13 protein-coding genes and 1 pseudogene are annotated in these 14,402 nt (G+C 39.5%); 13 read left to right on the forward strand and 1 reads right to left on the reverse strand.

The genetic code is table 11. The features are described from left to right. Positions 1-122: 122 nt before the first annotated feature. On the forward strand, positions 123-1,088 hold the full coding sequence (locus H8S65_RS15095) for a tetratricopeptide repeat protein (RefSeq protein ID WP_186930733.1): 966 nt from the start codon (positions 123-125) through the stop codon (positions 1,086-1,088). An 860-nt stretch (positions 1,089-1,948) separates the two neighbouring features. Here the strand turns inward: H8S65_RS15095 and H8S65_RS15100 are convergent. Continuing rightward, positions 1,949-3,010 carry a hypothetical protein gene (locus tag H8S65_RS15100; RefSeq protein WP_186930734.1) on the reverse strand — a complete coding sequence of 354 codons (1,062 nt, stop codon included), beginning with the start codon at positions 3,008-3,010 and terminating at the stop codon, positions 1,949-1,951. Positions 3,011-3,173: 163 nt separating this feature from the next. Here H8S65_RS15100 and H8S65_RS15105 point away from each other — a divergent pair, with 163 nt between their 5' ends. The 12 genes and pseudogenes from H8S65_RS15105 to H8S65_RS15160 form a co-directional block, all read left to right on the forward strand. Then, positions 3,174-3,404 carry an NVEALA domain-containing protein gene (locus H8S65_RS15105; protein WP_186930735.1) on the forward strand — a complete coding sequence of 77 codons (231 nt, stop codon included), beginning with the start codon at positions 3,174-3,176 and terminating at the stop codon, positions 3,402-3,404. Between the two features lie 2 nt (positions 3,405-3,406). Next, positions 3,407-4,462, forward strand: a complete 1,056-nt coding sequence (locus H8S65_RS15110; RefSeq protein ID WP_186930736.1) for a BF3164 family lipoprotein — start codon at positions 3,407-3,409, stop codon at positions 4,460-4,462. A gap of 6 nt (positions 4,463-4,468) precedes the next feature. Then, on the forward strand, positions 4,469-5,332 hold the full coding sequence (locus H8S65_RS15115) for a DUF1573 domain-containing protein (protein ID WP_186930737.1): 864 nt from the start codon (positions 4,469-4,471) through the stop codon (positions 5,330-5,332). A 159-nt stretch (positions 5,333-5,491) separates the two neighbouring features. Beyond that, positions 5,492-5,800 carry an NVEALA domain-containing protein gene (locus H8S65_RS15120; protein WP_436277883.1) on the forward strand — a complete coding sequence of 103 codons (309 nt, stop codon included), beginning with the start codon at positions 5,492-5,494 and terminating at the stop codon, positions 5,798-5,800. A gap of 63 nt (positions 5,801-5,863) precedes the next feature. Continuing rightward, entirely contained in the window at positions 5,864-6,460 is a 597-nt protein-coding gene (locus H8S65_RS15125; protein ID WP_005637767.1) for a hypothetical protein, read from the forward strand. Between the two features lie 12 nt (positions 6,461-6,472). Continuing rightward, the gene (locus H8S65_RS15130) at positions 6,473-7,531 is read left to right on the forward strand and encodes a BF3164 family lipoprotein (protein WP_005646814.1); all 1,059 of its coding nucleotides are present in this window, start codon (positions 6,473-6,475) and stop codon (positions 7,529-7,531) included. A 12-nt stretch (positions 7,532-7,543) separates the two neighbouring features. Next, the gene (locus H8S65_RS21120; RefSeq protein ID WP_255489242.1) at positions 7,544-7,792 is read left to right on the forward strand and encodes an NVEALA domain-containing protein; all 249 of its coding nucleotides are present in this window, start codon (positions 7,544-7,546) and stop codon (positions 7,790-7,792) included. A gap of 69 nt (positions 7,793-7,861) precedes the next feature. Beyond that, positions 7,862-8,866: a hypothetical protein gene (locus H8S65_RS15140; protein ID WP_186930738.1), complete on the forward strand. Its 1,005-nt coding sequence runs from the start codon at positions 7,862-7,864 to the stop codon at positions 8,864-8,866. A gap of 39 nt (positions 8,867-8,905) precedes the next feature. Continuing rightward, positions 8,906-9,778: a signal peptidase I gene (gene lepB, locus H8S65_RS15145; RefSeq protein ID WP_186930739.1), complete on the forward strand. Its 873-nt coding sequence runs from the start codon at positions 8,906-8,908 to the stop codon at positions 9,776-9,778. 10 nt (positions 9,779-9,788) lie between these two features. Beyond that, positions 9,789-11,726: a discoidin domain-containing protein gene (locus H8S65_RS15150; protein ID WP_186930740.1), complete on the forward strand. Its 1,938-nt coding sequence runs from the start codon at positions 9,789-9,791 to the stop codon at positions 11,724-11,726. 9 nt (positions 11,727-11,735) lie between these two features. Continuing rightward, positions 11,736-13,706 (forward strand): transglutaminase domain-containing protein, encoded by a 1,971-nt coding sequence (locus H8S65_RS15155; RefSeq protein ID WP_186930741.1) that lies wholly within the window; start codon positions 11,736-11,738, stop codon positions 13,704-13,706. Beyond that, positions 13,703-14,402, forward strand: a pseudogene (locus H8S65_RS15160) (O-antigen ligase family protein); the annotation flags it as partial. The gene H8S65_RS15155 and the pseudogene H8S65_RS15160, both read left to right, overlap by 4 nt.

Genomic DNA, 14,402 nt, shown 5'->3' on the forward strand with positions numbered 1-14,402 from the left:
AAAATTCTGGTACAAAATTAGAAAAATGTCCGAAATTCACTTATAGATTCTTCATAAAAAATATGAAAAAGGTTCGGATTTTTCGTATCTTTGCCTCCCTGAAAACAATTTGTAATTAAATCATGGGAAACTTCTTTAAATCACTATTCTCTTCCTCCAAGGCTGCGACGCCCGAAGAAGAAAAAAGCAAGAACGATCAGAAAAAATTCGATATTCTGAAATACGACGGCGTGCGCGCCCAGAAAATAGGCCAGGTGGCGTATGCCATTAAATGTTTTACCGAAGCGTTGAACCTGCAGGAAGACTTCGAGACAATGACTTATCTGGTTGCCGCCTATACGACGGCGAATAAGGCGGATGAAGCGCTCGAAGTGCTGAACCGCATGGTGGAGCTTGAACCGGACCATATCAATACGCTTCTGACAAGGGTGAGCGTGCTTTTCATGCTGGACAAAGATGTGGATGTGATTGCCGATTGCCGGCATATTCTTGAACTGGAAGAGGCGAACCATCTGGCCTGGTTCCTGATGGGAAAGGCGAAGCGGACGACTTCCGATCCGCTGGGGGCTATTGCCGACCTGACGAAAGCGATAACCCTGAAAGAAGATTTCACGGATGCCTATCTGATGCGTGCCCAGATATTGCTGTCGATGAAACAGGCAACCGAAGCGCTTCCCGATGTGGAAAAAGCAATCGTGTTGGCTCCGGAAGAAGAAACGTCCTACCTGTTGAGAGGCCGTATCCATGAAGCGATGGGTAATATCGACGCTGCTGCGGCCGATTACCAGAATGTGTTGGAGCTGAATCCGTTCAATGACGAAGCGACGCTGCTCGTCGGCCAGCTCCTGATCACGCAGGAACGTCTGGACGAAGCCATCACTTTCTTTGACGAAGCGATCGACCTGAAACCCGATTTCGGCAAAGCATACGCCGAGCGGGGCCGCGCCAAGAACCTGAAAGGCGACAAGGAAGGCGCCTTCGAAGACCTGAAAAAATCCATCGAACTGAACCCCGAAGGCGACGAAGCTCAGAAGTTGGAAGGGCAACATACGAACTTCAACGATATGTATAAGGGAGGAATCTTCTGAAAAGGATGATGCGGATTTTACAATAACCCCTGTTTTTCCTATTTCACCCCGAAAACCGAACCTTTTCGGGGTGTCTTTTTGTAAGCGGGCCGGAACATTTTGTGACGTGCAGGCAGCACGTCTGCGCGGTTCGTTTCCGGTACATGTGTTTTTGTCAATCCGGATCTTGTTTTCCCTGACAATCCGGTAAACCTTAACTTCCGGAGAGTCGAATATCCGGGTCCGGCTTGGGGATGGTACAGGAATATGGAGCGTATAAAGAGCCCGGTCTCAGGGGATCCGGCAGCCCTTTCCCGTGACGACCGTCTTCATCGCGCTGGCGACCGTCTTCGTTGCCATGACGACCGTCTTCATGCAGGGTGAACTGCGCACTTCAGAGCAATGAAGACGGTCGCCACGGAAATTTTCTGCGCACCTCACGGAAAACACCTCTGGAAATGTTTTTTGACGCTGCTGGAGAGACCTTTTGGAAAGGTGGTTTTGACAGCTTTTTTCTTGTTTCTATAGGCGTTTTTTACAATATCCCCAGGCTTTCTCCGGTATTTTTACCGGTTCAGTGTCCGGTCGGTTTCTCTTAAAAATAAAACTTATTGTCATTCCATCCCTTATTGTGCGGTTTGTCTTAATACCCATTGGTCCAAATCGAAACTCTACCGCATCTATTTTGATTTTCTACCCCATATTTTTCAAATTACACGCGGGGGTAATATTTTTTAAGAAACAAGGCGTTTGGTAAAATGCTGAGATACAAGCCTGTGTCTAATATTCTTATTTTAGCAGGGGATATTGTATGCTTTAACATATATTTTAAATAATGAAAAAATCCTGTTTCTCAGGCTTCTTTAGGATCGCATCTCGGATTAGGAGAATGAATTTTTAATATTCAGCCGATAACACAAACCGGAAGTATTTTCGATTGACAACCCCGGAAAATCCTTCAAATCTTTTCGCATACGCTGAATTGTTTGGGCCATAGATTTCCTTATCGCTTGATTCAACTTCTTATTTTCTTCTGTCGATTTATCTTCGTTCAAAGGCCGCCCTAACACCTCTTTACAAAAAACGTGGTAACTGACAGTATGATCCGGTGCTTCTAAAAAGCAGGTAAAAGCGAGTGATTGGTTTCTCGTCAAGCAAACTTCATGATCCCGGTCTTTTAGTCCTCTCGTTTTCTTATTGAAAAAGACATCCGGCGCTATCTCTATCCACTCCGATGCATCCGAAGAGATCATTGCCGGTATTGGTGTAACAGGATTAACGACTACTTTATACTCCACCCTTTTGTGCCGTTGCCATATATACATGAATATAACAGGAACAAGCCATAATAATATCAACCCCCAGATTAAAGGCAGCTGACTAATCAAATAGGAACAGGGAAACAGAACATACGCCTGTAATTTTATTTGCCTCGGATCATGCTCTGCTCCAAAGACAAGAGGATCTAAAGCAATTCCTGCCTGGCATAATGATTCATTCGAGCAACTGACAAGGCTGTCACCTTGGAAAAAAGAGACAGCAGTCTGAGCGACTATGTTCTCATTTTTTAATTCTTCTTGAAAAAGACTGTCAAGGGTAAAGGCACGATTAGGATTTTTAAAGGCTAAGTACATCTGGTAATTCCACTCCCTTCTATGAGACAATGTGAGACTATCCGTCTTCTCATCTCTTTTATATATGGCTTTTCCTTTTTCAGTTTCGATAATGACAGATGAAGAAGGACTAACATTTGATTCCGAAAAGGAAACAAACTCCGACTGCGTAAGCTCTTTTTCCTTATCAGTAGCCAGATTAAAGAGATAAACAGTTTTTAAAATCTGCCCATTTTTGACTTGTGTAACATACCGACAAGACAAAAACACAACCAACACTGTTAAAATCAGCATTACTAAAAGAATAATAATTGGCCTGTTCTTTTTCATCTCCGCTTCATTTATAGAACAAAAATAGTAAAAATAAGCGATCAGAATCAGTACACTGGAAACATTTCGGAAATATTTAGCGGAAACATCAAAGTGTTTCCAGATTTCATGAGTTGTTTTTAGACCTTATGGATTACTTTTGCAGAAATAAAAAAATACAGTCATGAAAAAGAAAACACTATTAAAACTGATTTTCACAGTAAGCTGTTTATTGGCAGCCTACTGTTTGTTGAACAACCGTGAAACAATGGCTTTAAACCAGTTGGCATTTCAGAACATTGAGGCATTGGCCAATGGCGAGGACGAAGGGAATACCGATTGTTTCGGCAGAGGTTCTGTTGATTGCCGAGGTTACCATGTTGAATACAAAATTTCAGGGTACAGTTTAGAATAACCATGAAACGTTTTGCATACATATTATTAATAGGTATCAGTGCGATAATCTCCTGTACCGATTCCCCCGGTACTTACTATCCCCGATATTCAACTTTTCCCAATGAAAAGGCAATAAGTGCGCGGGTTATCGAACTGGATACTGCTCTTTTCCGCTACCCATTCCGGGTAGCGGCTAAAGACAGTATGGCTATTGTAATGGATTTGCATAATGCCGATTACTATTTTCATGCTTTCACATACCCTAATTGGAAACATATCGTTTCTTTCGGAAAACGGGGAGAAGGGCCGGAAGAAATGCTTTCTGCTGAAACATTTCAATTCAATTCACCCGATTCAATATATGCCCTCGATGCAAACAAAATGCAAATATCACGCTGGGCTATCTCTGTTGAAAACCGCTCGGCAACAAGACAGGAAGTTATACCATTAGATAAAAAACTGATTCGTTCATTGGATTTTTATGCTACAGACTCCTGTTTTCTGATCCCAGACTATTTAGGCGAACACCGCTACTGGCAAGTCGACTACAGTGGTAAACCTATCAAAAGCATCGGTAAAATCCCCTCTGAAAAAGATTTTGCATCGGAAAATCGTCCGGCATTGGCCCAGGCATGGCGTAGCTTTATTGATTACAACCCTCATAATGGTATATTGGCAATGGTCACTCAATTAGGAGAATCCATCGAAATATACAACACCAAAGAAAATACCCATACCGTATTATACGGTCCAAACGGTGAACCCCAATTTAAAAATGTAAAAGGCGAAGGCTTCCCTACCGGAATTATGGGATTCAGCGATATTGTTGTCACAGACCAACACATTTACAGTGTATTCCAAGGTGTACATTTCAAGGATAAATTAGCTTCTCACCAACGAGGTGAAAAGCCGGAAGACGGAGGACGTTATATATATGTATTCGACCTGAAAGGAAATCCCATACAAAAATACACCTTAGATAAACCCATATACGGAATCGATATAAACGAAAAAACAAAGACAATCATCGCCACATGTGTAGAAAGTGACGAGCCGATCATGGAATTTAAAATATAACAATAGATGAAACCACTGTTATACATATTATCTATATTCTTTTTGTTAACCTCTTGTAAAGAAGATAAGAAAGATCAATTTGCCCGTCTGGTTCAGGAATGGCAAGGAAAAGAGATCGTGTTTCCGCAGGATATGGCTTTCACCCGTTTCGTAACCGAACAGGTGGAATACCGGATACCCGATGCAGAATATAAAGTGTTGATTTATGTCGATTCAACAGGTTGCACCAGTTGCAAATTACAACTGCCGAAATGGAAAGAATTGATCGCCCATGTCGATTCGACAACAAACAGCAACATCCCGTTCATCTTCGTCTTCCAGTCGAAAGACGACAAAGAGTTGCGATACATCCTGAAACGCGACAACTTCGACCGTCCGGTCTGTATCGATCGGGACAGCCGATTGGACAAGTTGAACAAATTTCCACAAGATATTACATTTCAGACATTCCTGTTAGACCGGGAAAACAAAGTGAAAGTGATTGGCAATCCGGTGCATAACTTGGCCGTTAAAGATTTATATTTGAAACAGATTACCGGGAAAACATCGCAGGATCGCGACCGGATCAAAACGACGGCAAAAGTCATAAACAGCGAAGTAGACTTCGGCGCATTTTCGAAATCCGAAGAGAAAACGGCTGTTTTTGAAATAGAAAACACGGGAGACAATCCCCTTGTCATATTGGATATCAGTACCACTTGCGGTTGTACGACTGCAAACTATGACAAACGCCCAGCGAAGCCGGGAGAGCGGCTTCGTATTGAAGTCAGGATGACACCGAAAGACACAGGCTTCTTCGATGAAATCGTCACAATTAAATGTAACACAGCAAGTCCTGTCAAAGTAAAAATAAGAGGGCAAGTTCAGTAATTGAACGAAAGGGAGCCTGCCTGAAAAGCCTCAGAAACTACGACGGCAAGCTCCCCGAAACCCCTTAGAAAGGAGGTGTATGATGGTAATATAAACCAGACAAAACAGAATGATGCAAGTTCAGTACATCATTCGACTATCTTGATGCTTCAAAAAAGGATGAGCAAAGATAAGGAATTTACTGAATCGAAAAAGATAAAACAAAATACGAAAATGAAAAAGCGTATACTTGGAGCAGCACTTTTAGTAGCAATAGCAGTGGCTGCCGGCTGGAATTACAATCAGAGTAGAAATGAAGTGCCGCTGTCAGATTTAGCATTAGCTAATGCGGAAGCGTTAGCCCAAGGCGAAACAGATTGGGGAAATTGTACTTATTATGGTTGTATTGTTGATTTTAGTAGTACCTGTAATGTATATTCATCCATTTGGGGAAATTTAATAAAAGTTTGTCCAAACATGAGAGGATAAAACGTGTCGAATAAAGAAAGTGACTGAAGGAGCCTCTTCAGCACTTTCTAAAATAAATATACCATGAAATTAATCATCATATTATTATTGTTTCCCTTCGTCACATGGGGGCAAAATCTATTTCCATCCAAAGGTGTTCGCCGTACGACAACCCCTAACAATGGAAAGTTCGTAGATAGTCCGTCTTTCAATAGTGAAAGTAGAACTATCAGTAATAAAGCGACTAAAGAAAAAACCAACTACAAAATCTACACAAAGGAATACGTGGATCAAAAACATATACCAGATGAATTTGAACTGACTGAATTTGCTTATCCGAAAAAAGGAAGTACTGTGTCTTGGATCTTGACTCCGGATACATCAAATTGTCGACATGTGAAAATTTTCTCTTTTTATAGATCTGGCTCCATGTCTCTTCGAGAAAAAGTAACAACTGATTTGAACAAATATTTCGACTATAAGTTTTTCGACTATACCAAAGAGATGATTTACAATAAAGAGATTCCGTTATTGATCATATATGAGGCTGATATAGAAGATAGGATCAAACAAAAAACATTAAAATCCTTTTTGCATGACGGGAAATTGGATCCGAATGAAAAAGATCTCATCACGTCAAAGTTAAATCGTTACATAATAGTATATTATATAGCCAATTAAAAAATAAAGGTTATGAAAATTGCAAAATTTATCAGTATATGTATTTTTATTACATTTTGTTCTTGTAACAACAAAGGAGTTTATGAGAATTGCATATCTTTCAAATTGACAGATTTCTTGGATAAAGGCGAGATTAAAGGCACTGATCTTCAATTTTCTAAAGAGGTAATGCGTCCGACAGCATTACATATAGAAGATTCAATCCTTATTCTAAAAGAAGATATGGATGAACATATATTGCATATGTATAATGTTAATACAGGAGAGAAAGTTAACACATCTATTTCTTTTGGAAATGGCCCTGGAGAATTTCTTCATATACAACAAATACAATCATCTGACAGCCTATTATGGCTATCAGATGCACAAAGACCATTCATATCTGCTTATCGTAAAAAAGACATCTTATTTTCAGATACTATATCACCAACAGCAATAAAAGAAGTTATGCTGCCTGATCTTTTTGGAAATATCGTTATTTTACCCAATCACCATTTTATGACAACAGCTTATAATAGTACTCAAAAGCGTTTATCATTCTACGACTCAGAAGGCAAATTTATAGAAACAAAAGGTGAATACCCGGAATATGGAGAGATATTGACCCCTTTTGAAAAAATAGAAGGACTTTCCTGTTATGCGACCCTGTCTCCGGATAAAAATGGGATCTTCCTTTTTTATAAACAAACAGATTTAATAGAGCTATATGATATATATGGCAATTTAAAAAAAAGAATACAAGGTCCTGATTTGTTTTTTCCAGTAATCAAACAGACTATTCAAGATGAATCAGTTCATGTTAATTCTGTTTCAGGGCAATCACGAGATGCATATTTTTCACCTTTATCCATAAATGGGAGAGTATATGTTTTATACTCTGGGATCTATTTTAATCGTGAAAACCACAAATATCTAAAAGATCAACTTTTAGTATTTGACGATAAAGGAAATCCTCTACAACGATATACATTGGATTCGCCTATTTTCACCTTTACAATCAATCCTACGACAAATAAATTGTATGGATTAAGTGATAATCCTGAATTTCATGTGATAGAATATCAATTATAATTAAAGAGAAACATGGGAAAGAAAATCATCGGCGTAATCGCTTTTGCAGCGATCGCCGCAGCAGCAGGTTGGAACTACCAGCAAAATACAAATGAGGTTCAACTTTCTGACTTAGCATTGGAAAATGTCGAGGCTTTGGCATTAGGAGAAACCGATGATGAATTTTATGAAAAAACAGGTTGTTATGCAGTATGGGAAAATACAACATGTCATGGCAAGGACGGGAATACCCATACATATGCTTCATCCACAAGACCCTAAATAAAACTATAGAGAGTGTGTCAAGATTCGGTTTCTTGACACTCTCTCTTTTAAATATTATTCAATATTATGAAAACAGTTATTTTATTGTTACAATTCAGCCTTTTATTATTATCTGCTTGTTCATATAATAAAAGTATAGAAACTGAACGTATCACAATGGAACCGACTATAGTCTATGACAGCATAGAAAGCCGGATGCCGGGGACGTTAATGGTCTGTAATGAGTTTGTAATCTGGACTGATCCGCTCACATCCGAAGATCAAGCCCACATTGTCAATTTAAAAACTCAAGAAGAAATCGGGAAAATTGTGAATGTAGGAAATGGGCCAAAAGAATTTATAACTCCGGCATTTAGCCTTTCTACCGATAATGAGCTGATTGTCTATGATATGAATAACGACAAAATGGCAATCTATGCCATTGATGATGTAAAAAAAGGTCAAGAACCATCATGTTCCATCTTTAATAAAAAAACAAAAGGGCTGACAAGATTGATAAAAATCAACAATGATGATTTCATTTCATTCGATCCTCAATCCTCATTTCCTTTTCAAACAGCAAATAGTCATAGTTTCGGAAAATACCCTTTCGGAAATGAAATAGACAATAACTATAATGTTTCACAAGGAAATATAGCATATAATCCGGATAAAAATATTCTTATCTATTCAACGATCTCATTTCCTTATATGGCCGCTTACAAAAAAGAAAAGGATAAATTTGAATTGCTTTGGGAACAAAAAGGAGATTTGGACTATTCCATTTCAGAGAATAAAATTGTCCTTGACAAAAAAAAGAAAGGGAGCGTGGAACTGGCACTTACAAAAGATTACATAGTCACTTTACAACGTGACTACCAGACGGATCCGACCAATGAAGCAAAAGTCGGACGTGACTTTACCAAACTTCCCCAAACCCTTTTTCTTTATGACTACAAATCTAATTTAAGAAAAATAGTCGATCTGGATATGCCGGTTTTACGTATCGCCGCAGATATCAAAAACAATGCAGTTTATGCTATCGTTGTAAATCCTGACTTTATGATTGTTAAATGCGAACTTCCTGATTAGTATGAATCATAAAACATAATTGCATCAAGAAAAGAGAATATGAAATTTATAAACAGGATGCTCAACAAGGTTGTGGACTTAATATTAATAAGTTCCATACTTATCGTGTTATGGTTCTTTTGCCAGATCTTTCTATTCTCCTCTTTCCGCATTCCCAGCGACTCTATGGAACCTGAGCTAATTGAAGGGGATGCTATCCTAATCTGGAAGCCTACGTTGGGAGCAAGGCTTTTCAACCTGAATGCAACGCTGCGGTTGGAACAAGTCGAAATCCACAGGACTCCCGGATTTCGAAAAGTCAAAAGGAATGATGTGCTGGTTTTCAACTTTCCGCATCCAAACAATTGGGACAGGATCGAGATGCACATTTTGAAGTACTATGTCAAACGATGTATCGGACTGCCGGGAGACACACTTTCCATCAAGACTGGTCGATTTCGAGTAGAAGGAATAGATGAGGCACTCGGAAACATCAAGTCACAACAAAAGATCGGACAGACTTTGCCAGAAGAGTTTCCGGATGGTGTATATCGTTGTTTTCCATATGATTCCATTATCGGTTGGAATATTCAAAATTTCGGACCGCTCTATATTCCTAAAACAGGTGATCGGCTACCAATGAACCCAAAGAACTATCAGTTGTATCATAAACTAATCTCTTGGGAGCAAAAAACTAAATTAGAGTATAAAGATTCAACTGTTTTCCTTAATGGCAAACCTATAAAAGATTATTGTTTTCAGAAAAACTATTATTTCATGGCCGGAGATAAAGGGGAAAACTCGCAGGATTCGCGTTATTGGGGGGTACTACCGGAAGAATATATTGTAGGAAAAGCTGCTTTCATCTGGAAATCGGTCGATCCCTACACAGGCAAATTCCGTTGGGAACGTTTCTTTAAAACTATACACTAACAGACAGCGTATGAACATAAAAATATTCATCTTTCTGACGATACTACTCTCTGCCTGTTCTTCTTATCAGGACAAGCAACTTGAATATGCCCTGGAGCTTGCCAAGGAAAACAGACAAGAGTTAGAAAAAGTGCTGAAACATTATCAAAATAGTCCGGAAAAACTGGCGGCTGCTCATTTCTTAATTCAAAATATGCCTTATTATTACGAATATGACGGGAAACAATTAGATACCGTCAAATCTATTATTAAAGAAGCTCTTAAGGAAAAACGCGTTTTTGGAGTAAAAAGTCTTATCATAAGAGACCGGAAAGTCAATATGAATCGAGATGTGTTCCATACCTTAGAAAAAAAGCATGATGTACAAACTATAACTGCCGATTACTTGATTAAGAACATTGATTTGGCATTTAAAGTATGGAAAGAACGGCCTTGGAATAAAAATTTATGCTTCGAAGATTTTTGTGAATTAATACTTCCCTATCGTATTGCAAATGAAAAGCTAAGCGATTGGAGATGCACATATTATAATAGATATGCACCTTTATTGGATTCATTGTATAAAGGCAATGATGTTATTGAAGCCTGTAACACATTAGTGAGAATTTTGAAGAAAGAGGGATTTTATTACAATGCTCAATTCAAAATACCGCATCTCGATGCTTTATTTTTAGTAGAAAACAGGGCTGGGTATTGCAGAGAGACTTGCGACATAAGTTTATACGCAATGCGGGCAGTCGGCATTCCTGTCGCCACGGATAACATGGTTTATTCTCCCGAATATCAGGGAGGTCATAGTTGGAACGTCGTACGCGATACTACCGGCCGGTTCATTCCCTTTTTGTATACGGATTATGAAGCATCACGGGATATGAAGGATGATGGCAGAAAAAAAGGGAAAATCACTCGAGATTGTTTTGGATTACAAAAAAACAGGCTTCCTGTCTCAAAGGCCGTTCCTGCGACACTTAGGCATCCTTTTTCAAAAGATGTCACTGACAACTACTTCGGAAAAAATGAAATCGTATTACATCTGGACGAATATAATAAAAACGAAGTGGTATTTCTCGGCGTATTCCATAAAGGTTCATGGATACCTTTAGATTTTGCTATTACATCCAATAGTCAAGCTGTATTTAAAAATATGGAACCCAATCTTATATACCAACCTTTCGTAGAACAAGATGGAATACAACAACCGATAGGATATCCATTTCTTTTTATAAAAGAAGGTGTACAATATTTTACCCCGGACACAACCATTCTTGAAAACATTATCATCAAAAGAAAATACCCGTTACGGGACTATATTGCCCGGGCTATGAACACGAATGTCCGGGAAGCAAGAATAGAATGCTCTGACACTCCGGCTGCTATTAACACAAGACTTTTATACAAAATAAAAGACTCCGTTGTTACAGACCGGAACCTTATCTCTTTCGATTCGCCTGTAAAAGGCCGGTATATTCATATTATTTCAGCCCCCGATAAACCTGTAGATATAGCAGAACTATCTATTTATGAAAATATCCATGATTCTATACCGGTCCCGATGACGCTAATCAGAGAGATCAAACCCGTCCATACAAACAAAAGGTTTGCGATCACAAATATAACAGATGGAGATCCTCTGACTTCTTTTATCTCAAATGACAGTACAAATTATATCACTTATGATCTTGGAAAATCGATAAAAGTAAATAAACTCATGTTCATCCCTCGTAATGACGGCAATTTTATCTGGCAGGGCGATACTTACGAGCTATTTTATCGAAGTAATTCAGAAAAATGGAAATCTTTGGGAAAACAAATAGCAGCAAGTAGCGAATTGCATTATCAAGTACCCCGAAATGCATTATTCTGGTTACACAATCATACAAAAGGGACTGAAGAACAAGTCTTTTATATGCAAAACGGCAAACAAATATTTGCTTGCGATATCAAATGACAATCGTATATGAAACAGTTGATAATATATATCACCATAATGGTACTAACAAGTTCTTGTTCTCCTGACAAGGGTAACCGGCTGGAATATGCCTTGCGATTTGCAGAAAATAACAGAGGCGAATTGGAAAAGGTGCTCGACCACTATTCCGACAATCCTGAAAAATTGGCTGCAGCCCGTTTTCTCATTGAGAATATGCCTTATCATTATGGTTATGAAAGTTGGCAACAGGACACCATCAAACAAATTTTGGCTGATGCCGTCAAAAGAAAATCCGTTTACGGAGAAGACTTGCTGATTATAGATAAAAAACATCTGGATAAATGGAGTTCCTATTCGCATTATAACGGAGAAAAAATATATGACTCCAAAATAATAACTGCCGATTATCTGATCGAGAATATAGACCTATCTTTTGAAGTCTGGAAAAAATATCCGTGGAACAAGCATCTCTCTTTCGATGACTTTTGCGAATTTATCCTCCCTTACAGGATAGCCAACGAGCCTTTGAGCAACTGGCGAAAAAAATATTACGAACACTATATTCCTAAGCTGGATTCCCTTTATAAAGGGACGGATGTTATCGACGCATGCAGTGCGGTCAACCAGGTTCTCAAAAAAGAATGGTTCTATTATAATACAAATTTCTCCCTGCCCCATCTGGGAGGCGATTATCTTTTCACTACCCGGGTAGGATATTGCAGGGATGCTTGCGATGTGGCAACTTATGCGATGCGATCGGTCGGTATTCCTATCACAACGGACTATTACATTTATTCACCGGATCTGAGAACCTGGCATTGCTGGAATGTAGTCAGAGATACTACAGGCCAATGCTATCCTTTCTGGTATACAAAAGATGAAATAGCACGTTCCGTAACCAATGACGGCAGGCGGAAGGGGAAAGCCTACAGGGATTGTTATGGAATACAAAACGGACGTTTCAGTAAATGGGCTGCAGATAACGCTGTGCTGCCTTTTTTCAGGAACTGTTTTGTCAAGGACGTTACGGATAATTATTCGGGATCGAATGAGATTTCTCTGCCTATAGCTGTTTCAGGATGTAAATACGCATATCTCGGTGTATTCAAAAACGGAAGCTGGGAACCTGTAGATATTGCACAGATAGAAAAAGGGCATGCAGTTTTCAAAAATATCGAACCGGATATAGTATTTCAGCTTTTATACTCAAAGAACGGTAATATCGAAACGTATGATTATCCGTTTGTTTATGACAAACAAAGAATTATCTGTTTCAAACCGGATACGGCACAACAGGAAACGGCTTGTTTAAAAAGGAAGTACCCTTTTCAGGAGTATCTTTTTAAATATATGAACCGAAACACGATAGGAGCGACAATAGAAGGAAGCAACTCGCCTGTATCCGGCATAAAACATCTGTTATACCGGTTTACCGATACGCTCCTGACGAACCGCAAGGCCATTTCAATCGGCCAACCGTGTCGATTCCGTTATTTACACCTAAATTCACCTCTTGACCATCGGTCGGAACTGGCTGAATTTGCAGTTTTCCGCGATACTTCTGAGACTCAAGCAATTCCTCTACAGCTATACCGCAATGTAGAAGGATTGTATCCTACTGATCAATACTCTGCCAAATGCGTACTGGATGGCAACCCTCTAACTTTCTTCATGTCAAAAGAATACAATGCGACATTAACCTTTGACCTGGGAAAAGTGACTGAAATCAAAAAGATACTGGTTATCCCACGGAATGATGATAATTTTATCGAACCGGGAGATCGTTATGAATTATTTTATCAGAATGGACCGGACGGATGGAAATCTTTAGGACAGCAAATCGCAAGCAGTAAAGAATTATATTTCACCGTACCTCATGGGGCGATATTTTGGCTTCGTAACTTAACAAAAGGACAGGAAGAACAAATATTCTTTATAAAAGAGGGGAAACAAGTATTTTCCTGCGACATTAATTTTTCAAAAGAGAATGCATCATGAATTTAAAGCTGCTACATATATTCCTGCTTTCCACAGGCGGAACACTTCTGCTCTGCACGCCGCTTATACACACAACGGAATTGGTAAACGGATTAGTGATCGGAAAAATGTGCTGGTTTCATCTTGTCATGCTCTTTTTTTCAGTTTGCGTATTCTTTGTGGCGTTAACCAAAAGGGCAACTGCCATTGCCTTTTCATCTTCGGATCTTTTATTATTAACCTTTACAGGAATTGTTCTTATTACTTATAAATGGAGTCTCAATCCTGAACCGGAAAAGTTAATATTTACAGGCCAGTTGGTTATTCTTTGGTTTCTGCTACGTTATATATTGACAGCTTACCGGGAGTTCAATTTTTTCTTTCTGTTCGTCGGAATGCTCACCGGACTGGTCGAAGCCGTCTGGGGAATGCAGCAATTGCATGGCTATGCCTATTCCAACCATTCGCTTTTCCGGCTGACGGGCTCTTTCTTTAATCCGGGGCCTTACTGCGGGTACTTAGCGGTCGTGCTGCCGGTTTGCCTGTGGGCGGCTTTGAAGTTTCAAAAGGGGATGCACTATTTTGCCTGGATATGCGTCGGAGCTATCCTGATTGTTTTGCCTGCCGGAATGAGCCGGTCGGCGTGGATGGCGGCGGTTGTGGCTTGCGGATGGGTGTATTGGACGGAACGGATCGGATGGGAGAAGGCGAAAGCTG

The sequence above is a fragment of the Parabacteroides hominis genome (assembly GCF_014287585.1).
GTDB classification, from domain to species: Bacteria; Bacteroidota; Bacteroidia; order Bacteroidales; family Tannerellaceae; genus Parabacteroides; species Parabacteroides hominis.